Annotated in this window: 21 protein-coding genes; 13 read left to right on the plus strand and 8 right to left on the minus strand. The window is 40.2% G+C overall.

All coding sequences use genetic code 11. From position 1 onward, the window contains the following. Nucleotides 1–31 precede the first annotated feature (31 nt). Both G529_RS0102685 and pckA read left to right on the plus strand, forming a co-directional pair. Nucleotides 32–421 (plus strand): DUF423 domain-containing protein, encoded by a 390-nt coding sequence (locus tag G529_RS0102685; protein WP_035695411.1) that lies wholly within the window; start codon nt 32–34, stop codon nt 419–421. Between the two features lie 78 nt (nt 422–499). Beyond that, nucleotides 500–2,098, plus strand: a complete 1,599-nt coding sequence (pckA, locus tag G529_RS0102690) for a phosphoenolpyruvate carboxykinase (ATP) (RefSeq protein WP_026914068.1) — start codon at nt 500–502, stop codon at nt 2,096–2,098. A gap of 78 nt (nt 2,099–2,176) precedes the next feature. Here the strand turns inward: pckA and G529_RS0102695 are convergent, their stop codons facing one another. Both G529_RS0102695 and G529_RS0102700 read right to left on the minus strand, forming a co-directional pair. Further along, nucleotides 2,177–2,923 carry a uroporphyrinogen-III synthase gene (locus G529_RS0102695; RefSeq protein ID WP_026914069.1) on the minus strand — a complete coding sequence of 249 codons (747 nt, stop codon included), beginning with the start codon at nt 2,921–2,923 and terminating at the stop codon, nt 2,177–2,179. Nucleotides 2,924–2,945: 22 nt separating this feature from the next. Beyond that, the gene (locus G529_RS0102700; protein WP_026914070.1) at nt 2,946–3,599 is read right to left on the minus strand and encodes a DUF4271 domain-containing protein; all 654 of its coding nucleotides are present in this window, start codon (nt 3,597–3,599) and stop codon (nt 2,946–2,948) included. Between the two features lie 100 nt (nt 3,600–3,699). Between G529_RS0102700 and G529_RS0102705 the strand changes: the two genes are divergently transcribed. Genes G529_RS0102705 through G529_RS15395 form a run of 3 tightly spaced genes read left to right on the plus strand, consistent with a single transcriptional unit; the run spans nt 3,700 to nt 6,297 of the window. Further along, nucleotides 3,700–4,431 (plus strand): polyprenol monophosphomannose synthase, encoded by a 732-nt coding sequence (locus tag G529_RS0102705; RefSeq protein WP_026914071.1) that lies wholly within the window; start codon nt 3,700–3,702, stop codon nt 4,429–4,431. Further along, nucleotides 4,431–5,774: a dihydroorotase gene (locus tag G529_RS0102710; protein ID WP_026914072.1), complete on the plus strand. Its 1,344-nt coding sequence runs from the start codon at nt 4,431–4,433 to the stop codon at nt 5,772–5,774. Before G529_RS0102705 ends, G529_RS0102710 begins: the two co-directional genes overlap by 1 nt. Then, nucleotides 5,764–6,297, plus strand: a complete 534-nt coding sequence (locus G529_RS15395; RefSeq protein ID WP_051201321.1) for a DUF4296 domain-containing protein — start codon at nt 5,764–5,766, stop codon at nt 6,295–6,297. The genes G529_RS0102710 and G529_RS15395 overlap by 11 nt, the downstream gene beginning before the upstream one ends. Here G529_RS15395 and G529_RS0102720 read toward each other — a convergent pair. Continuing rightward, complete coding sequence (locus tag G529_RS0102720) at nt 6,294–7,298, minus strand: NAD-dependent epimerase/dehydratase family protein (RefSeq protein WP_026914073.1); 1,005 nt, start codon at nt 7,296–7,298, stop codon at nt 6,294–6,296. The genes G529_RS15395 and G529_RS0102720 overlap by 4 nt on opposite strands. A gap of 80 nt (nt 7,299–7,378) precedes the next feature. On the opposite strand from G529_RS0102720, the gene tyrS reads away from it, so the two are divergent. After that, on the plus strand, nt 7,379–8,674 hold the full coding sequence (gene tyrS, locus G529_RS0102725; RefSeq protein WP_026914074.1) for a tyrosine--tRNA ligase: 1,296 nt from the start codon (nt 7,379–7,381) through the stop codon (nt 8,672–8,674). A gap of 308 nt (nt 8,675–8,982) precedes the next feature. Here tyrS and G529_RS0102735 read toward each other — a convergent pair whose 3' ends face one another. The 4 genes from G529_RS0102735 to G529_RS0102750 all read right to left on the minus strand — a co-directional run bounded on the left by G529_RS0102735 (nt 8,983) and on the right by G529_RS0102750 (nt 15,388). After that, nucleotides 8,983–9,957: a LuxE/PaaK family acyltransferase gene (locus G529_RS0102735; protein WP_026914075.1), complete on the minus strand. Its 975-nt coding sequence runs from the start codon at nt 9,955–9,957 to the stop codon at nt 8,983–8,985. Nucleotides 9,958–10,036: 79 nt separating this feature from the next. Then, on the minus strand, nt 10,037–10,375 hold the full coding sequence (locus G529_RS0102740) for a T9SS type A sorting domain-containing protein (RefSeq protein WP_026914076.1): 339 nt from the start codon (nt 10,373–10,375) through the stop codon (nt 10,037–10,039). A 162-nt stretch (nt 10,376–10,537) separates the two neighbouring features. Then, the gene (locus G529_RS0102745) at nt 10,538–12,535 is read right to left on the minus strand and encodes a hypothetical protein (RefSeq protein WP_026914077.1); all 1,998 of its coding nucleotides are present in this window, start codon (nt 12,533–12,535) and stop codon (nt 10,538–10,540) included. A 51-nt stretch (nt 12,536–12,586) separates the two neighbouring features. Next, nucleotides 12,587–15,388, minus strand: a complete 2,802-nt coding sequence (locus tag G529_RS0102750; RefSeq protein ID WP_026914078.1) for a TonB-dependent receptor — start codon at nt 15,386–15,388, stop codon at nt 12,587–12,589. A 176-nt stretch (nt 15,389–15,564) separates the two neighbouring features. On the opposite strand from G529_RS0102750, the gene G529_RS0102755 reads away from it, so the two are divergent. Continuing rightward, nucleotides 15,565–16,248: a response regulator transcription factor gene (locus G529_RS0102755; protein ID WP_026914079.1), complete on the plus strand. Its 684-nt coding sequence runs from the start codon at nt 15,565–15,567 to the stop codon at nt 16,246–16,248. Continuing rightward, entirely contained in the window at nt 16,249–17,328 is a 1,080-nt protein-coding gene (locus G529_RS0102760; protein WP_026914080.1) for a sensor histidine kinase, read from the plus strand. On the opposite strand, the gene G529_RS0102765 is transcribed toward G529_RS0102760, so the two are convergent. Further along, on the minus strand, nt 17,266–18,333 hold the full coding sequence (locus G529_RS0102765; protein ID WP_026914081.1) for a glycosyltransferase: 1,068 nt from the start codon (nt 18,331–18,333) through the stop codon (nt 17,266–17,268). The two genes, G529_RS0102760 and G529_RS0102765, sit on opposite strands and share 63 nt — an antisense overlap. A gap of 65 nt (nt 18,334–18,398) precedes the next feature. Here G529_RS0102765 and trmB point away from each other — a divergent pair, with 65 nt between their 5' ends. The 5 genes from trmB (at nt 18,399) to G529_RS0102790 (ending at nt 21,563) form a co-directional block, all read left to right on the plus strand. After that, nucleotides 18,399–19,073 carry a tRNA (guanosine(46)-N7)-methyltransferase TrmB gene (gene trmB, locus G529_RS0102770; protein ID WP_026914082.1) on the plus strand — a complete coding sequence of 225 codons (675 nt, stop codon included), beginning with the start codon at nt 18,399–18,401 and terminating at the stop codon, nt 19,071–19,073. Between the two features lie 6 nt (nt 19,074–19,079). Then, a complete protein-coding gene (locus G529_RS0102775) occupies nt 19,080–19,703 on the plus strand; it encodes a LysE family translocator (protein WP_026914083.1) in 624 nt (207 codons plus the stop codon). A 2-nt stretch (nt 19,704–19,705) separates the two neighbouring features. Then, on the plus strand, nt 19,706–20,032 hold the full coding sequence (locus tag G529_RS0102780) for an MGMT family protein (RefSeq protein ID WP_035695495.1): 327 nt from the start codon (nt 19,706–19,708) through the stop codon (nt 20,030–20,032). 142 nt (nt 20,033–20,174) lie between these two features. Further along, a complete protein-coding gene (locus G529_RS0102785; protein WP_026914085.1) occupies nt 20,175–21,308 on the plus strand; it encodes an Mrp/NBP35 family ATP-binding protein in 1,134 nt (377 codons plus the stop codon). Beyond that, a complete protein-coding gene (locus G529_RS0102790) occupies nt 21,309–21,563 on the plus strand; it encodes a NifU family protein (RefSeq protein ID WP_026914086.1) in 255 nt (84 codons plus the stop codon). Nucleotides 21,564–21,569 lie beyond the last annotated feature (6 nt).

The raw sequence follows: 21,569 nt of genomic DNA on the forward strand, positions 1-21,569 counted from the left end.
AATGTATTAAAAAGCTGACTCATAAAAAATTATGCAGACAAACAGGAAATTCTTAGTAGCAGGGGCCGTTTTTGGTTTATTGGCAGTGATTTTAGGAGCATTTGCAGCACATGGATTAAAAGAGATACTTTCAGAAGCTTCCCTAAATAGTTTTGAAACAGGTGTTAGATTCCAGATGTATCATGCATTATTGATGCTGATTCTAGGAATCATTCTAACAGAAAATGATCATAAGTGGTTGTTTTACATTTTCCTTACCGGCACTATATTATTTTCAGGATCTATCTATTTACTTACAACCTCTGCGGCTACCGGAGCAGACTTTTCAGCAATAGCATTAGTTACCTCAATTGGCGGGGCACTTTTAATTATAGGCTGGTTCTTATTAGTGCTGAAATTCATAAAGTTAAAAAACAAATAAATTGATTGACGATATCGTTATATCTGCATAAGATTTTTACTTTTGTACGCCTAAACAAACAACAGAATTGATTTTTTTATGGTCGATAACACCCAAATTACGAAAACGATTTCGTTAGAGGATTACGGGATCAAAAATGCCAGAGTACATTATCAACTTACTCCAGAGGAACTTCAAAAGAAAACCATCGCGTTGGGACAGGGAGTGGAAAGCTCCTTTGGAGCACTTGCGGTGAATACTGGTGAGTTTACAGGAAGGTCTCCAAAGGACAGATTCATTGTAAAAGATGAGATTACCGAAGATAAAGTATGGTGGGGAGATATTAATATCCCGTTTGATCCAGATAAATTTGATTCTCTTTATAAAAAGGTGACGAATTACCTGGGAGATAAAGAGATCTTTGCTCGCGATGCCTACGCTTGTGCAGACGATAATTATCGTTTAAACATTAGGGTGATTAATGAATATCCATGGTCAAACCAGTTTGCTTTCAATATGTTCCTGAGAGTAGATGATTCAGAACTTGAAGATTTTCAGGAAGACTGGCTGGTGGTAAACGCGCCTGGGTTTAAAGCAGATCCTGCGCTGGATGGAACGAGACAGGAAAATTTTGCCATTCTCAATTTCAAGAAAAAGATCGCTTTAATAGGAGGAACCGGCTATACCGGCGAGATCAAAAAAGGTATATTTTCTGCGCTTAACTTTGTGTTGCCAGTTTACCACAATACCCTACCAATGCATTGCTCTGCCAATGTTGGGGAAGACGGTGATACCGCGATTTTCTTTGGACTTTCAGGAACCGGGAAAACTACACTCTCAGCAGATCCGGAAAGAAAATTAATTGGAGATGATGAGCATGGCTGGACCAAGGAAAATACCATATTCAATTTTGAAGGTGGATGCTATGCGAAGGTGATCAATCTTTCCGAAGAAAATGAACCTGATATTTACCATGCGATCAAACCGGGAGCAATCCTGGAGAATGTGATCCTTGATAATGAAGGTGATGTTGATTTTAGCGATACTTCCATTACCCAGAATACCCGCGTTAGTTATCCTATTTATCATATTGACAATATCCAGGAACCTTCTATTGGACAAAATCCAACGAATATATTCTTCCTTACTGCAGATGCTTTTGGGGTTTTGCCTCCAATCAGCAAACTTACTCCGGGACAGGCCGCTTACCATTTCATAAGCGGGTATACAGCAAAGGTCGCTGGAACCGAAGCTGGGGTAGATAAGCCGGTACCAAGTTTTTCTGCCTGTTTTGGCGCTCCTTTCATGCCGTTACATCCCACAAAATATGCAGAAATGCTAAGTCGTAAGATGAAAGATGCAGGGGTTAATGTCTGGCTGGTAAATACCGGATGGACCGGTGGACCTTACGGAGTAGGAAATAGGATGAAATTAAAATATACTCGTGAAATGATTAGTGCCGCCCTTGAAGGAAAACTCGAAGGTGTGGAATACGAAAACCACGAGATTTTTGGCTTGAGCATGCCTAAAACATGTGAGGGAGTTCCAGCTGAGGTTCTTAATCCAAAAAATACCTGGGCAGATAAAGAGGCCTACGATAAAAAAGCGAAAGAGCTTTCAAATTTCTTTAAGCAGAATTTCTCAAAGTTTGAGAAATACGCCAACGAAGAAATCATGAAGGGAGCTCCTGTAGATTAGTTTTAAATTGTTAGTTGAAATCAAAAAATCCGGTCGAAAGACCGGATTTTTTATATTTATAAAAGGAAATAAAGAAAGCTACTTCTTATTCACTTCACTAATGTATTTACTTATAGCCATGGTCATACTCGGAGTTTCCGGAGTAGGAGCTTTAATATCTGCTGTTAGACCATGTTCTTTTGCTGCTTTGATAGTAGTATTTCCGAATACAGCGATTCTCGTATTGTTCTGTTTAAAATCTGGAAAGTTCTCGAATAGCGACTTGATTCCGCTTGGGCTGAAGAATACAAGAATGTCGTAGGTTACATGTTTGAGGTCTGAAAGGTCGCTCACTACGGTTCTGTAAAAAACTGCTTTTTTCCATTCTACTCCCAGTTTATTCAATGTTTTTGGTACATCTGGCTTCAGCATATCTGATGAAGGAAGTAAGAATTTTTCATTCTTATATTTCTTAATAAGGGGTGCAAGCTCTGCAAAAGTTCTCTTACCCACATAAATCTTACGTTTACGATAGACTACATATTTTTGGAGGTAGTAAGCAACAGCTTCACTAAGACAAAAATATTTTAAGGAGTCTGGTACTTTGAATCTCATTTCCTCGGCGATCCTGAAGAAGTGATCAACCGCATTACGACTGGTTAAAATGATCGCGGTGTAATTTGCAAGATCAATCTTTTGTTGTCTAACTTCCTTACTGGGAACGCCTTCAACATGAATAAAGGGTATGAAATCAATTTTAACTTTCTGTTTTTCTTCCAGCTCAAAATAAGGAGAATTTTCTACCTTAGGTTCAGGCTGGGAAACCAAAATTGTTTTCACTTTCATATGCAATTCTTTAAAGTTCCTTTTAAATTGTAATTAACTTGTACAAAATAATATAAGGGGCGATTTCGAGAGCGCAAATGTACAAAATAAAATAGAACCAATTAACGCTAAGCGCACTTTGATTTCTCCTATAGATAAGAAACATGGAAAATGCATTGGCTAGTATCGCGACAAACGCGATGATCCTAAGGCTGAGACCGGTAACTTCCATACTGTATACGAGAAAGAGACAGCCAAATAGTAGAAATATGGAAATAAAATTACGATAGCTTAGTTTCTGAAAAATGTAATAATCTATCTTCTCATCAATGTCGAAAATATTCCCAATGATCTTTTCAATTGCTGCTTTTAACAAGATCAAACATGTGTACCCGGTAAGCAAGCGAATGAATAAAACAATGTCCTGTAGCTCTGTTTCAAAAAAATACCTGTAACCCAAGAAAATGAAGAGCGAAACTACAATAGCCTGCATCGCAAACATTATAATGTTAAAAGGATGAAAAGCCTTATTCTCCTTTCCTTTAAAGGATATAAATTTACCAGAGTTTAGAAGCGAGATGAATTCTTCAAAACGTTGAGGGAAGGCAACACGTGCAAAGACCAGCAAACCAAAGCATAGAAGGAAAGTGATCGTGATCCAATCCTGATATTCACTTAATCTTGGCGTCGCCTGCATTTTAATTTTTTACAAATGTAAAATTTTGACCCTATTTGCAGTTGCTTTCCATGAAGATTTGATGTTTTAATTTGCATACATTTGTGCAAAAGTTTTGGGAATGGGAAATGGGATAATTATTATACCCACCTTTAATGAAATTGAGAATATTGAACGTATTGTGAGAAATGTTTTTTCACAAAGACGAAAATTTCACATTCTCATTGTGGATGATAATTCCCCAGATGGCACAGCAACCAGGGTTCGTACTTTGATGGCTGAATTTCCTGAAACTTTGTTTCTTGAAGAAAGGTTAGGTAAGCAGGGATTAGGAACTGCATACATTCATGGATTCAAATGGGCTTTGAAGAAGAATTACGATTTCATTTTTGAAATGGATGCCGATTTCTCTCATAATCCCAATGATCTTATACGATTGTATAACGCCTGTAAGAGGGATGGAAACGATGTCGCCATCGGGTCGCGCTATATAACAGGTGTCAACGTCATTAACTGGCCCATGAATCGTGTGTTAATGTCCTGGCTGGCCTCAAGGTATGTGCGATTTATAACGGGCATGGATATACAGGATACAACCGCTGGTTATGTGTGTTATAAAAGTGAAGTTCTAAAAGCAATAAACCTGGATCGTATACAGTTTGTAGGTTATGCTTTCCAGATAGAAATGAAATTCAAATCCTATTTAAAAGGATTTAAGATTATAGAGGTTCCGGTGATCTTTACAGATAGAACACGCGGGACTTCAAAAATGAGCGGCTCCATTATTTCTGAAGCCGTTTTTGGGGTAATAAAAATGAAGCTGAAAAGTCTGTTTAACAGGAAAAAATTCTGATGAAAAAGGTTTTAATCAAGAACGCTAAGATTGTAAACGAAAATAAGATCACTGAAGGGGATGTGTTCATCGAGAATGGAATCATCGTTGAGATTGCAGAAAGTATTAGTGCAAAATCTCCTGATGTGAATATTTATGATGCTGAAGGCACCTATTTGATACCAGGACTTATCGATGACCAGGTACATTTTAGAGAGCCAGGTCTTACTCACAAAGAAAATATCGAAACCGGTTCAAGAGCGGCAGTAGCCGGTGGTATCACTACCTTTATAGAGATGCCAAATACCTTACCGCAGGCGACCACAGAAGAACTTCTGGAAGAAAAATTCAGCATTGCTGAAGAGACTTCCTATGCGAACTATTCGTTCATGTTTGGCGGAACAAATGATAACCTTGCGGAAATAGAAAAGATAGACCCTAAAAAAGTGGCTGCCTTGAAGCTGTTCCTTGGTTCTTCTACAGGAAATATGCTTGTGGATAATGAAGAGGTGCTGGAACAGATTTTCAAAAAATCACCGGTTCTTATTGCTGTACACTGCGAGGACGAAGCAACCATTCAGAAGAACCTGGAGGAAGCCAAAGCAAAATTTGGAGATGACATTCCTATTGAAATGCATCCGAAAATTAGAAGCGAGGAAGCCTGCTATAAGTCGTCTTCAAAGGCTGTGGCTCTTGCGAAAAAAACCGGTGCCAGGTTACACGTATTTCACGTGTCCACCGCAAAGGAATTATCGCTTTTTAACAGTAAAAAGCAGCTAAAAGATAAAAAGATCACGGCCGAGGTCTGTATCCACCACTTATGGTTTAACGACCAGGATTACGCCACCAAGGGGACATTGATCAAATGGAACCCGGCAGTTAAAACCAAGAAAGATCAGGAAGCTTTACTGGAGGGACTTCTGGACAATCACCTCGATGTGCTGGCGACAGATCATGCGCCACATACCAAGGAAGAAAAGAAAAATGTATATACCAAAGCGCCAAGTGGAGGACCATTAGTTCAACATGCTTTACCAGCTTTGCTTCAAATGCACCACCAGGGAAAGATTTCTCTTGAAAAAATTGTGGAAAAAGCCTGTCATAATCCTGCTATTCTTTTTCAGATTGAAAAAAGAGGTTTTATTCGTGAAGGATACAAGGCAGATCTTGTCCTGGTAGACCTTAATTCACCATGGGCGGTACAACCAGATAATATCTTTTCAAAATGCCAGTGGTCGCCATTTGAAGGAACAACCTTTAAATCACGTATCACGCATACTTTTGTGAATGGGAACCTTGTGTATAAAAATTTTAAACATCAACCATTTGCCAAGGTCGCTGAAAGACTAACCTTTGATCGCTAGGAAATCATACATACTGCTAACTTTCTTCTCTTTGATTCTGATCTCCTGTCAGGATCTTGATAAGACCGAAAAGCCGGATAATCTTATCCCGGAGGAAAAAATGGTCGATGTGCTTACCGAGCTCTCGCTTGTCCATGCAGCGAAGAATTATAACAAATATAAGCTTGAGCAAACTGGTATAAAACCAGACAGGTTTGTGTTCGAAAAATATGATATTGATAGTATTCAGTTTGAACAGAGCAGCAACTACTATTCAGATCAATACGTGGTATATGAGCGAATTTATGATTCTGTAAGAGGTAGAATTAAGATACTTAAATCAAAATATGATGCTTTACGCGAGGTAGAGATCAAGAAAGAAGATAGTCTTAAGCGCCTGCAAAAAGATTCACTACAAATGATGGACTCCATTATGGCTATTCCAAGGTTAAGAGACAGTGTCCAGCGTAGTAAATTAAAACTGAAGCAAGACGCACCCGATAGTCTGATTGCTCCCGTAAGCATCGAAGAAGATCGAAGTTAGTTCCTGTAATATCCAGCAGTTCGTTTTACGACTTTTTCCATAGGTTCGAATTTGTAATTCATTTCCTTTGTAATTTTGGAATTATCGTAGAAGGTTTCTTCGTGCAGACTTTTAATGCTTTGGTAAGTAAGAGATCTTTCAAATCCGAACAAACTTCCTGTCTTCTGAAAGAACCATCCTAGCGCGATCATCCATTTTTGAAGTTTCCGACTGGGTTTGGGTTTTTTAAAAGCTTCGGCGGTCCAGTCAAAAACTGTTTTAAACGAGATATTTTCTGAAACCAGGATATATTGTTCATTTACCTTTTCAGAAGTCATCAGCAACATCATAGATTTTACCACATCCTGTACACCAACGAATCCGGTGATTTTAGGAACATAATAAGATAGGCCGGAGTCCACCTTTTTAAAAATTTTTCCAGATCCTGAATTCCAGAATCCGGGGCCTATGATCACACCGGGATTTACGATAATAGCATTGACACCTTCCTGAGTTCCGCGCCATACTTCTATTTCTGCACCATATTTGGAGATAGCATAGTCATTATGTTTGCCTTCAGGATTCCATTTGCCGGTTTCGTCTATTTTATCAGCATTCGTCATGTTGCCCAATGCAGCGATACTGCTTACGAAACACAACTTTTCGATGTTAGCTGAGATGCACAGGTTGACGATATTTGCCGTTCCTTCGATATTTACTTTACGCAGCTCCTGCTCCTGGGCAGGATCAAAGGATACCAGGGCTGCCGAGTGATATACTTGGGTAACACCTTCAAATGCTTCAGTTAGCTCTGGAATATTATTGAGATCTGCAACCTTCCATTCGATTTGATAAAATAATTGCTTTGCTTCTTTAGCTTCAGTATAAAAAGAAAATACCTGAAGAACCTTCTTTAAATCGCTATTGCTGCGATGGATGGCGCGAACTTTTTGACCGTTACGTAACAGCTCATAGAGTAAATGAGCGCCTACCAATCCAGTACCACCTGTAACAAGTATCATAGGGTAAATATAGCTATTGCACTTAGGAAAAATAAGAGTAAATGGTATCTTTACGGCTATTTTATCTGAATTAGCATAACATGGAGAAGAATTTCGTAAAAGAACTTACCTGGAGAGGGATGTTGCATGACACCATGCCTGGTACCGAAGAACATTTAATGGAAGAAATGCGTGCAGCTTACGTGGGGATAGATCCAACAGCAGATTCACTGCATATTGGTCACCTGGTAGGCGTCATGATGTTACGTCATTTTCAACTTGCGGGCCATAAGCCTTATGCCCTGGTAGGTGGAGCAACTGGAATGATTGGTGATCCATCGGGGAAGTCGGCTGAGCGTAATTTGCTGGATGAAAAGACTTTGCGTCACAACCAGGACTCTCTGAAAGAACAACTCTCGCGATTTCTTGATTTTGATTCAGATCATGAGAACGCGGCGGTTCTGGTAAATAATTATGACTGGATGAAAGACTTCTCTTTCCTTGAGTTTATAAGAGATGTAGGGAAGCATATTACTGTAAATTATATGATGTCTAAAGATTCAGTCAAGAAAAGACTGTCTTCTGAATCTTCTGTGGGAATGTCTTTTACAGAATTCACTTACCAGCTGGTTCAGGGTTATGATTTTCTGCATCTATACAGGGAAAATAACTGTACACTACAAATGGGTGGTAGTGACCAGTGGGGGAATATTACCACGGGAACTGAGCTTATTCGTCGAATAGGAGATGGAAAAGGATATGCCTTGACCTGTCCTTTGATCACTAAGGCTGATGGCACTAAATTCGGAAAAACCGAAGGTGGAAACATCTGGCTGGATAAGGAGAGAACATCGCCATATAAGTTTTACCAGTACTGGTTGAACACCAGTGATGAAGATGCTGAAAAATACATTAAGATCTTCACATTTTTGTCTAAGGAGGAGATCGATACTTTAATTGCTGAACATAAGGAAGCGCCGCACAAACGTGAGCTGCAGAAGGAACTTGGAAAACAGGTGACCACCATGGTACATTCTGAAGAAGATTATAATAATGCGCTTGCTGCTTCTGAAGTTCTCTTCGGAAAAAGCACGGCTGCCGACTTCAGGAAGCTGGATGAAGCGACCTTTCTGGATATTTTCGAAGGCGTGCCGCAAGCTGATATCGCGATGACTGAAATCGAGAACGGACTCGACATGATCGCCGCACTAGCTGCTCAAACCAATTTTTTAAAATCGAATGGAGAAGCCAGGCGTGCACTCAAAGAAAATTCGGTAGCAGTGAATAAAGAGAAAGTAAAGGAAGATTATACGATCACCAAAGATGATCTAATCAATAACAAGTATGTTATTTTAAATAAAGGAAAGAAGAATACCTATATCATTAGAGCGATCTAAAACCTTTGAATGCCCAACTTCGTATATTGAAGTATATGGGTGAATTCAAACAGGAAGATATCATAAGAGCGATCATTTTCATCATTTCAATGGGAATGATCGTTTTTCTGGCATTCTACAGCTAATGAATTTGAGAAAGTTAAAATACAAAAGCCTTCAGGATCTCTCCTGAAGGCTTTGTAACTAACTAACCAATCTAATATGAAAATTCACTTAGCGCAAAATGGAGTTATGAACCCTCTCCATCTTACAACTATTGAGTCGTACTCAACTTCAGTAAATTACAGCTGGAAAAGTTAAAATTTTGACTATAGAACGAGAAGGTTGCAACCTCTAATATCGCTATTGTCAAAACGTCCCATGATCTCTATTTGGCTTCCTGAGATTTTTCCAAGATCCTGAGTGGCAATAAATGAGCAGGAGTTTGCATTTGCGAGGTCTATGACGTTAATACCACCGGTTTTGCCGTCCTGCACATAACTCAGGGCGTCTTCAGGATCGCGTATTAGTATGTGCATCCAGCGAGGAGTTTCGAATATTCCATTGCCACTGGAATATGCCTGTGATAAAAGTTCGGTCATCCCATATTCACTATGAATCATGGGAACCCCGAAGCCGGAACTCAAGATCTGGTGCAGTTCTTTGCGAATCATTTCCTTTCTTCTGCCTTTCATTCCCCCGGTTTCCATGACGATGGTGTGCTGTAGCTCAAAAGTTTCTTTTTCAATAAGGTCAAGCAAGGCGAACGAAACCCCAATCAAAAATACCTTATTTCCTGCTTCATCCAGCTTCCTTAGCTTTCCCGAAAGCTCTTTCAGATTATCCAGGTAGAAACCACTATCAGGCTTTTTTGATTTTTTGATGAGGGCATCTGCCATATAGATTAGCGAACTTCCTGTGCGTTCCAGGTAACTTGGCAGAAGGGCAAGAAAAGTGTAGTCCTCTGGAGAACCATAAAATGCTTCGAAGGCTTTTAGAAAACTTTCTTCATAGATGCGAAGATCGGCGACATGATGCTTGCTGGTCACAGTTCCTGTAGTTCCACTGCTGGTAAAGGTGATCGCTGCTTTCTGGTCTTCAGTAACAATCTTTTCCTTTTTGAAAAATTCTATGGGTAGAAACGGAATCTCCCTGATGTTAGAAACATTCTCAGGTGTTTTCTTCAGTAGCTTGCTGAACTTTTGGTAAACCGGATTATGCTGATACTGGTAATTATAAACCTCGAGGCTTAGCTTTTCAAATTCTTCCGAAGAGGAAATATTGAAGATTTTATTTTTCAGCATAAATAAACATTGGAGCTTCAAAATTAAGCATTAAAAAAGCCTCTTAAAAAGAAGCTTGCAAATTGAGACTTGAAATTTTTTATTTTACCACTATTTTTCGGGTAGCTTTGGATCTTCCTTCTTCGATTTTAATAATATAAATTCCAGGAGTAAGGCTTGATACATCCAGTTCTCTTCCTCTTAGTCTGGTCTTGAGAACTGGTTTACCCAAAACATTATAGATCTCGATCTTCTTCTCCTGGTTTTTAGTGGAAGAAATAAAAACTCTTCCACCTGTAATCGGGTTAGGATAAATGGATAAACCATCGATAGAAATTTCTGTTCGAGCTGAAGCAGAGATAGAGTCCTGAGCGTTCGCAGGGATTGCCAACATCAGGAAACTAAACAATAAAAAGCTAAATAGGTACTTTTGCTTCATTCTATATGGTACAGATAAGACAAACTTACAAATAAAATTTCAAAAATCCTGCCACAAAATACTGAGTCGGTGTAATTTATATCATATAAAAAAAGGGCTGCCTTCTGGCAACCCTTAATTTGGCTAATTATTGACTTTCAATATTTTAATTGAATATTGCTTTTAGTCAACCCAATCGAAATCTGCTGCATCTACAGTAGCGTCTGCATCGTAAGCTGCTTCAACATCTGCATCCTCACCATCGATCTGGATTCCTGAAAGATCTGTTCTGGTATCATCTGCAATATCGATATTGGTTTCAAAACCTGATAAGGACAGACCATTGATCGTTGCTCCAGAAAGTTTTTTGAATTGTAAGGCTGTTCCTCCGGCAGTGGAAACTGCAGTGATCTGGTCAAGCGTTGGCATATTATTTTCTCCATCTGCCTCTACAACAGTCGAGAAATTATCAATACTCAAGTTGATGTAGGCGTTGGTAACCGAACCATTCCAACCTTCAGTCCAGTCGATCTGGTCATCTTCGTTATTTTCAAAGTAAGCATTGGTTACTGCAACTGAACCTCCAAAGAATTCAACTCCGTCATCTGCTCCATTGATAATAGCAATATTATCGATCGTAGTTCCAGATCCAACAGCATAAAGAGATAGTCCGTTATACTGAGATTCAGAGTTGATCTGTGCTCCGGCATCCTTCAGAATTAAATAAGAGATAGAACCTGAATTGTCTTCAGCTTCAGAACCTCCGTAAACGATTCCACCAACTTCAGCGGTAGCGTTTACACCTTCAGTAGTTGCTGCGTTACCAGCGATCACAAGACCACCCCAGCTTCCTGCCTGACCTGAGGTCGAAGCCATCACTACCGGGCTGGATGCTGTTCCCTGGATATCGATCATAGCTCCTTGTTGTACTACGATATAAATACTGGTAGCATCGGTATCTGCGTCACTTCTCGCAGTTATTTTTGTTCCGGCTGGTATGGTAAGAGTTGCACCTGCGTTTACAGATACTACATCACTAATCACATATTCGCTGCCACCATCCAAAGTAAGATCACTATCGATATTATTTGGAAGTACAGATACCTGTCCACGATTGGAGATCCAGTCGAAAGTAGATTCCATCACAGTAGGAGTTAAAGAATACGCATTATTAATATCAGCATCTTCACCATTCAACTGGATGTTAGAAAGATCTGTTCTGGTATCATCTGGAATATCAACTGAATTGTCATAACCATTTAAAGAAAGGCCGTTGATGATCGCTCCAGAGTTCTTCTTGAACTGTAATGCAGTTCCACCAGTGGTAGAAACCGCTGTAAAATTATTGATAGTAGGTTGTTTGTCCTCACCATCTGCCTCAATTGCAGTAGAGAAATTTCCAATGGTATGAAGAACGTATACGTTATCGATAGTTCCATTCCAGCCTTCAGTCCAGTCTACAGCATCATCCTCATTATTCTCTAGGTAAAGGTTGGTAGCATTGGCAGAACCTCCGAAGAATTCAACACCATCATCGGCTCCATTAAGAAGTGCCACGTTCATGATTGAAGTTTCAGAACCAACTGCGTAAAGAGAAAGTCCGTTAAACTGTGATTCAGCATTGATCTGTGCACCAGCATCAGATAATACAAGGTAGTTGATAGAACCAGAATCATCTGCAGCGTCTGTTCCACCATAAAGAATTCCTCCTACTTCAGCAGTAGCATCGGTACCTTCGGTAGTAGCAGCATTACCTGCGATGATTAATCCTCCCCAGCTTCCTGCCTGTCCATTTGATGAACGCATGATCACAGGGGCAGAAGCGGTACCATTAATTTCGATATCACCGCCTTTTTGAACAACGATGTATACATTGGTAGCATCGCTATCATCCAGATCGGGATCTGCTACGATCTCTGTTCCGGCAGGAATTGTAAGAGTAACTCCACTTTCCACGGAAAGAATTCCTGATAACTGGTAGGTGGTGTTTGCATCCAGCGTCATATCTTCATCAATGCTTCCGTTCAATACATTATCTGAAGGGTTTGGGTTCGGTGTACCAGCGTCGTCATCTGTAGGATTGATGATATCGATATCATTATCATCACTGCTACAACTGGTGATAAGCAGTCCGCCAAAAAGCGCGCTCATTAACAAAAAGTGTCTTGCTGTTTTTTTCATAATCTAAGGTTTGAATCTAAGTGGTTGTGTATATAAATTGTGGTTAAAAAATTAGAAATTATAGCTTAGTCCCAGACTTAGTACCGCGCCTCTGGTGTAAGATCTTACGGTTTGCTCCGCTTCTACCGCATTACCCGATAAAGGTCTGATGGACTGATATCTTTCGATCTCTGGATTTAAGAGGTTTTGTCCTTTGAATTCCAGTTCAAAGTTGTTTCCGAATTCCTTGGAAAGGATCAGATCAAGCGTTACAAAACCTTTTTCTATGATTTCATCGTTGTACTGGATGTCTATAAAATCGAGGTTTTGAGTATCTGGTGAACCAAGCGCGTAAATTTTATCTGAAGCATAGTTCGCCACGATCGTTCCGCGGAACGGGTTTTCAGATTCTGTGCTGAAGTTGGCAGAGGCATTAAGGATCCAGTCTGATGCTCCCTGAAGTCCAATTTCATCGTTTCCATTATATCTGAAGGTTCTAACAAAGGAACCATCTTCAGCATATACATCTTTAAGATCCTGGCTGTGCCACATTCTGGTGATATTCCCGGATACACTCAGGTCAAGGCCTTCTTCATTCTCGTTTTCGATCACATCCATTCTGGCTTCCAGTTCAAGACCATAGATATTTGCCTCATCACTGGCGTTGAAGTATGAAAATACTCCTGAAGCTCCACGAGCCTGTGTTCGGTTAATTGGATCAAGGATCTTTTTATAGAAACCTGTAAGCGATAGCAGTTCACCTGAACTCGGGAACATTTCATACTTAAGATCCAGGTTATAGTTATTGGAAGCCTCCAGGTTTGGATTTCCTCGAGTGATCTGTCCAATTTGCGATACGTATTCAAAAGGTGCGATTTCTTTAAATTCAGGAAGAGAAATCGTCTTGCTAGCGGCAAGCCTAATGTTCGAATCTTCGTTAGGAGAATACTTGATGTTTAAACTTGGATAAATGTTGTCGTATTCCTTAAAGGTGAAATTTGGAAGGTTTTGAGGATAGTTGTTTACGTCAAAAATCACATCTACCTGATCCTTCTGGTACCTTGCACCTGCATTCACATTCCATTGCTCATTCCCAATATTAAAAACTGCGAAACCACCGTAAGACTCAAGCGTTCCATTGTAAACATCTGGCGTAAGACGATTAAATTGCAACAGCCTGTTGTTGAAATTTTCAGTAGTAAAGATTGCTCCAAGATTATCGATAGATGGAGGGTTTACCGTGTTAAAGTCGGTTTCCTCAGCTCCAAAGAACTGGGAGAAGAAATCACGTTCTTTATTTCTGTAGTTACCACCCAGGATAAGAGACACGTTCTTAGAGTCTTCGTTCTCCATACTTAGGAAATTATAGGTGTTCTCGATTCTGGCATTAAATTCAGTATCATCAATCTCCTGAGTGGATTTTCTTTGCTGAAAACCACCAGTTCGTGCCAGTTGTACGAAGTTATTGTCACCAGTATTCACTTCATTTCGTATACGATTTGGCTCATCGGCGTTTACAAGGTTAAAACCTGCAGACCATTCCAGCTCGTTCTTTCCGTCAAGGAAATCATGAAAACCGTGTAACTGATTTACCCATAATCTGGTTTGTTTGATGTTCTGATCTCGAATAAACTGGTTTAGGTTCTCACCTCTGTTGGTTTCCTCGAAAACAAAACCTTCTCCATTTCTTCCGGCTTCATAAACCTCATCGGTCACCTTGTTGATAAACAAACTCGTCGCCTTAAGACGGTGATTATCGTTGATCTCGAATCCAAGATCTGCCATCAACGTGTTATTATCGGTCTTTCTGAAGTTTTCAGCATCTGTAAATTGATCCTCCAGAACATTAGTTCTGTAATTTCTGAAAAGTCCCTGATTGTATTCGAAAGCCACTGAATTGGAAGCGGTCACAAAAGCTCTAAGCGGTCCAAATTCTTTTCCTGCCGTGATGCTTATCTTTCTGTTCACCGGAGTGGCAGTTTGTGGATTCCAGCTCTGATTGTTTAAAGTAAATTCTGTTGGAATGCTCTGGTCGTAAATACCAAAATAGACATCATCCTGGTTTGGAGAAACCTTAAAATTGCTGAATTCTCCTGCAGCATTCGTATTTACACCACCCTGTACGCTAAAGCCCAGTTCGTCTTTTCCTCTTAGTTCCCGGGAAGATATGTCTACATTTCCTGAAGCCTGGTCTGCAGAACTAATCGCAGAGTAGGCTTTGCTAATCGACACATTTTGTATCACTCTTGTTGGGAATAATCCCAGGTCGATATTCTTTCTTTCCACATCATCTGATGGGATTGGAAGGCCATTCATGGTACTATATAAGTAACGATCTCCAAGACCACGTACAAAAAGATCACCTGAAGCTTCACTGGTGGTAACTCCAGAAATTTTTGTGGTAGCCGTTGCCGCATCAGAAACTCCTAATTTGGCCAGTTCCTGTGCGCCGATGCTTTCTTTTATTTCTACGGAATTTTTTTGTTCTACTAACAAAGCAACTTCAGAATCTCTTCTAGAGACAGTCGTAATCACTACTTCATCTAAAGATGCTGCACTGGATCCTAATTCTGTATTGATCTCAGTCACTTTTCCAGCTTCCACAACTACATCTGGAATTTCCAGAGTTTCATATCCTACAAAACTAAAAACGACTGTATAGGTTCCTGGTTGTAGCTTGTCTAAAAGATATATTCCGTCGTAATCTGAAGTGGTTCCCTTAGCAGAATCTTTCAGAAGAACATTGGCAAATGGAAGAGGTTCACCACCCATTTCCTTGTCTGTCAATTTACCTCCAATTGCACCGCTGGTACTGTCCTGGGCTTGCATGTTTGCTGCGAAGAAAAGTAATGCGAGTAAGAATAATTTTTTCATTTTGTTTTTTGCTATAAAATCTCGCTGCAAATAAACATTAAGAAAGTCGCGGGGATGTTACCTCAGATTTAATCCTTCGTCATTAAAGAGTTAGTTAATTGTTACCAATGGGTTAAGCGCCATGTTAATTCAAATTAATCCTTAATTTTATACATTCTTAACCATAGTTATACACCATGAAGAAAAAAGACATTCAGATTTTACTAGTAGATGATGAGCCGGATATCCTGGAGATAGTAGGGTATAATCTTTCTTCGGAAGGTTACCAGGTGATCACTGCTGAAAATGGTGCCAAGGCAGTTAAACTTGCTCAAAAGCATAAACCGCATCTTATTATTCTGGATGTCATGATGCCTGAAATGGATGGTATTGAAGCTTGTGAACAAATCAGGAAGTCCCCAGATCTCGAACATACCATTATTACCTTTCTAACGGCAAGAGGAGAAGATTACTCACAAATGGCCGGTTTCGATGCTGGGGCAGATGATTATATTACCAAGCCTATCAAGCCAAAAGTTCTGGTGAGCAAAGTAAAAGCCTTATTAAGACGCTACCGTGATGAAGAGGTAGGTTCTAATATTGTTAAACTTGCCGGGATCACGATTAATCGTGACGAATACAAGATCGAACAGAACGGGGAAGAACGCAGTTTACCACGAAAAGAATTTGAGTTGTTATCTTTGTTAGCATCCAAACCGGGGAAAGTCTTTAAGAGAGAAGACATCCTTGACAAAGTATGGGGTAATGATATTGTAGTGGGTGGCAGAACGATTGATGTTCATATCCGGAAACTACGTGAAAAGATTGGCGACGATAAGATCAAAACCATCAAAGGTGTTGGGTACAAGTTTGTAGTTTAAATGGCACAACAGTTTAAGAGGTCTTATAGGTTTGCTATAAGGACAGCTTTATTTATAAGCCTTTTCCTAACCGGAATTCTGGCAGTATTTTTATTTCTTGATCTCCAGACCTGGTGGGTCACTTTACTCCTTTTCGGAGGTCTGTGCTATCTGTTCTCTTTTCTAATCATTCAGTATAGGGTGGAGCGTTTTATTTATCGCCGCATCAAGAAGGTGTATGATAATGTATCGCTGCTGGATTCAAAAACTTTAAGCCCAAACCAGATCACTACAGATATGTCCAGTCTAACCCGGGAAGTGAAGAAATTCGCTGAGGACAAAAAACTGGAGATCGAAACTTTAAAAGTGAGAGAAGCTTATCGTAAAGAGTTTATGGGCAATGTCTCCCACGAATTAAAAACACCGTTATTTACCGTACAGGGTTATATTCTTACGCTCATTGATGGTGCGCATAAGGACAAGGTCATTCGCAAAAAATACCTGGCCAGAGCGAACAAAGGGGTAGAGCGTCTTATTTACATCGTAAAAGATCTGGACATGATCACCAAACTCGAAACGGGTGATCTGCATCTCAAATACGAAACTTTTGATATCGTAGAATTGATACAGGCATCTTTTGATCTACTCGAAATGAAGGCAGCAAAAAAGAATATTACCCTAACTTTCGATCTGGATTATGATGAGCCTATCAAAGTGAGGGCAGATAGAGAACGTATTCAGCAGGTGCTTACCAACCTGATCGTTAATTCCATCAAGTATGGAAAACACGGCGGAACCACAGAAATTAGTATCGAAAACCTTATTAAGAACAAGGTCATCGTTCGGGTAACAGATAATGGAGAAGGTATCGCTAAAGAGAACATTCCCCGGTTATTTGAGAGATTCTACCGTGTAGATAAAAGTGGTAGCAGGAAAGAAGGTGGTTCCGGGCTTGGTCTATCAATTGTCAAACATATCCTGGAAGCACACGAGGAAAAGATCTATGTTGAAAGTGTGTTTGGTGTGGGTAGTGAATTTTCATTCACGCTCGAAAAACGTAAAGAAATCCCCGAGAACTCTGCCATTACCGAAATTACGTAAGCCAGTATAATCATCAATTTTCTTCAGTTTTTCCAGGTTAAATTTATTTTGGGTGGAATAAGGTGCGACACCCTGGTTTTCCAGTTTTTTAGCGAGATATTCCTGTTCTTCCTGCCCTGGTGTTGGAATAAAAAACGCCTGTTTTTCTAATTTCGCCACATCCATCAGTGTAGTGTAACCTGATCTTGCAATGATGATATCGCTCTTGTTTATAGCATCTTCCAGTTCTTTTCCGAAGAGATAATTGCGAATATGCAGGTTTGGATTGATGGAACTAAGCTTTTTTTCTTCTGAAATTACTCCGCGTACCAACAATATTTCATCACTGGAACTACTGAAGCATTCGAGCAATTTTTCTTCCAGAAGTTGGCGCTGAGGTTCCGGTCCGCTAAGCAACAGCAGGTATTTGTACTTTATTTTCAAGGCACGCTTTTCAAATCTACTTAGAGCACCTATATAGACACATTGCTCAGGCAAATTCTTTACGTGACTTAGTTTTCCACTCAAATTCCTTTCCACTGAAGCATAATCCGGAATCCAGATCTGGTCGAAATTCTGCAAATGCCGGCGGTTGATATTAGAGGAAAGGAAACTGGTGATGCCACTTAACACCTGGATCTGGTGTGTGATAAATACATTGGTTCTGAGTTTCTCATCATATACTCCAAACCGATTGTCTGAAATGATCCCTTCAATTTGATGCTCTTCCACGATCTTGCGGGTCATTTCTTTTTCCGCAGCGATGGTCTTACGAATATGCCTGGTTTGAGCTATGATCTTCCAGTTTAGAAGCCAGCCATTTCTCGCATATTGAATATTATAGCCCGGTAATTCAAGATGGGTAAGCTCCGGGAATTCCTTTTTTAGTAATTCGAGGGCAGCGCCATCTGAAGCCAGGATAGGATCATATTCACTTTGCTGAAGCGCCTTTATAATGGGGACGCTTCGGGTGGCATGTCCCAATCCCCAGTTCATTACAGCTACTAAAATTCGTTTCTTCGGCATATTCAAAACTATTCTTAGCCGCTCCTAAGCTAATTTCTTTAATTTTGCCAAAATATCGATTTTAAGTGGGAAGCAAGAATAAACTTAAGCGTTTTAGAGAGAACGAGCAGTTTGCCAATGTAATTCAGCCGTCAAGAGAGGAACTTACAGAGCAGGAATTTGCATTAAAAGGAAACTGGAGCAGGGATTTTTTTAAGAATGATCATCCCATCGTTCTGGAGCTTGGATGCGGTAAGGGAGAATATACCGTAGCCCTGGCAAGGCAGAACCCGGATAAGAACTTTATTGGGGTGGATATCAAAGGTGCGCGTTTCTGGCGTGGTGCCAAAACTGCTCTGGAAGAAGGAATGGAAAACGTTGCCTTTATAAGAACGCAGATCGAATTGATTGAATATGTATTTGCTTCCGCAGAAGTTAGCGAGATCTGGATCACCTTTCCAGATCCCCAGATAAAATATAAGCGTACAAAACATCGTTTGACCAATGCAGAGTTCTTAGTTCGGTATAAGAATATTCTGAAAGTTGACGGACTCATGCACCTTAAAACAGATTCAGAATTCATGCATGGTTACACATTGGGCTTATTGCACGGGCAGGGACAGGAAATTCTCTATGCTCATCATGATATTTACAGCAATGAGTATTCTCCAAAAGAAGTGACCGGGATTCAGACTTTTTATGAAAATCAGTATCTTGAAAAAGGTAAACCAATTACCTATATTCAATTCCGGATAAAATAAGCATTATTGGAAGAAACTAAGATTTTTCTGATTACCTATTTTGCCGCCTTCATTGGCGTGGTTCCTCCAGGTCTGGTAAACATGACCGTGGCGAAGACCTGTGTGGAAAAAGGCAAAAGAAACGGACTCTATGTAGCCATTGGAGCTGGTATTATTGTTTTTATACAGGCTTTGATCGCGGTGCTACTCGCAGGGTATATTTTTGATCATCCGTTTGTCAAGAAAATGCTCTTACGGGCGGGACTGGTCGTTTTCTGTATTCTGGCCGTTTATTTTTTCATACAGGCACAAAAGAAGAAAAGAATAGACCCGAGTAATAGGAAAGCGAACGCCAATAGTATTTATAAGGGTATACTTATAGCCGCGCTAAATGTATTTCCAATTCCCTATTTTGTGGCTATCGCGGGTGCCATGAATTTAAGTGGTGGTCTGGAATATGACTGGTCTCTTAACTCTTCCTTTTCCATCGCTGCCTGTCTAGGAAGTTTTACAGCCTTGTATCTTTACGTGGTGCTTTTTGATAAGATTGAAAAGAAAGCGGAGTCTTTCGCTAAATATTCCAACTATTTCATGACGGCCTTGATGGCAGTTCTTATTGTCATTGCGCTGGTAAGAATTCTGAACAATTGAGTTTGAAAGATAATTCAGGTTTTTTCGCGAAAGTTTACGAAGTCTGCAGGCAGATTCCTGAAGGACGGGTTACTTCCTATGGAGCCATCGCAAAATCGCTTGGTGCTGCGCGCAGTGCAAGAATGGTGGGCTGGGCAATGAACAATTCTCATGATAAGGATGTTCCGGCACACCGGGTAGTGAATAGAAATGGAATGCTTTCCGGGAAACATCACTTCTCCGGAACCAACGCCATGCAGCAACTTCTCGAAGCTGAAGGCGTTGAGGTAAAAGAACTACACGTGGTCAATTTCAAGAAGCTGTTCTGGGATCCCAAGGAAGAGCTTTAAGCGAATCTCAATTACCATAAATTACTGCTATCCAGCGATCGATCTAATATTCCTAAATTCTTCGTATTCTTAGCTTTTACCTTTATATTTGCGTTTAGAATCAGTCTAATTAAGCTGTAAAAAATCTGATTAAAATCAGTCTATGAAATTGAACAGAAAAGAAATTTTAACTGCATTAGAATCTATTTCCGTGGCGGGCGAAGGCTCAAATATGGTCGAAAGTGGTGCGGTTCAAAATGTAATGACCTTTGGCGACGAAGTGGTGGTGGATCTTGTACTAAGCACGCCGGCACTGCATATAAAAAAACGTGCTGAGGTTGATGTGATGAAAGCCATTCATGAAAAAGTGTATGAAAAGGCGAAAGTTAAAGTAAACATCAAAGTTGAAGCTCCTGAGAAGAAGCCTGAGATCAAGGGAAAGCAAATCCCTGGAATCAAAAATATCATCGCCGTAGCTTCAGGAAAAGGTGGCGTTGGGAAATCTACTGTAACTTCGAATCTAGCGGTGACCCTGGCGAAAATGGGGTTTAAGGTAGGGATTCTGGATGCCGACATCTATGGACCTTCCACACCAATCATGTTTGATGTGGAGGCTGAAAGGCCACTATCGGTAACCGTGGATGGAAAATCCAAAATGAAACCGGTGGAAAATCACGGAGTTAAGATTCTTTCCATTGGATTTTTTACCAAACCTAACCAGGCTGTGGTCTGGAGAGGTCCTATGGCCGCCAAAGCCCTGAACCAGATGATCTTTGATGCTGCATGGGGAGAACTGGACTTTATGTTGATCGATCTGCCTCCTGGAACTGGAGATATTCATTTATCGATCATGCAATCACTGCCTATTACAGGTTCAGTAATTGTAAGTACTCCACAGAATGTAGCCCTGGCCGATGCTAAGAAAGGAGTTGCAATGTTCCAGCAGGAGAGTATTAATGTGCCTGTTCTTGGGATCGTAGAAAACATGGCTTATTTCACTCCGGAAGAGCTTCCTGAAAATAAATATTATATCTTCGGAAAAGAAGGTGCCAAAAATCTTGCTGAAGATCTTGAGGTGCCATTCCTGGGAGAAATACCATTAGTGCAAAGTTTAAGGGAGTCTGGAGATATTGGAAGACCAGCAGCCTTACAAACAGCAACACCGTTGGAATCTGCTTTCGAGGAGATTACCAGAAACATGGTACAGGAAACGGTGAATAGAAATAAAAATTTACCACCTACAGAAGCTATCAAGATTACGACCATGGCTGGCTGTAGTGCGGTTAAGAAAAAATAAATGACAAGCGAAGAAGTTAAAATAAATGTTGAAAAGGCACTTGCCGAGATTCGTCCATTTCTTGAAAGTGATGGAGGGAATATTTCCCTTGTATCCATAGAAGACAATGATCGATTGGTAAAAGTACAGCTTGAAGGAGCTTGTGTTGGCTGTTCTGTGAATCAAATGACCCTGAAAAGTGGTGTGGAGATGACGATCAAGAAATATGTGCCTCAAATAGAAAAAGTGGTAAACATAGACCGGTCTACCCTTTAAAATTTT

Source organism: Christiangramia portivictoriae DSM 23547, from assembly GCF_000423045.1.
GTDB classification, from domain to species: domain Bacteria; phylum Bacteroidota; class Bacteroidia; order Flavobacteriales; family Flavobacteriaceae; genus Christiangramia; species Christiangramia portivictoriae.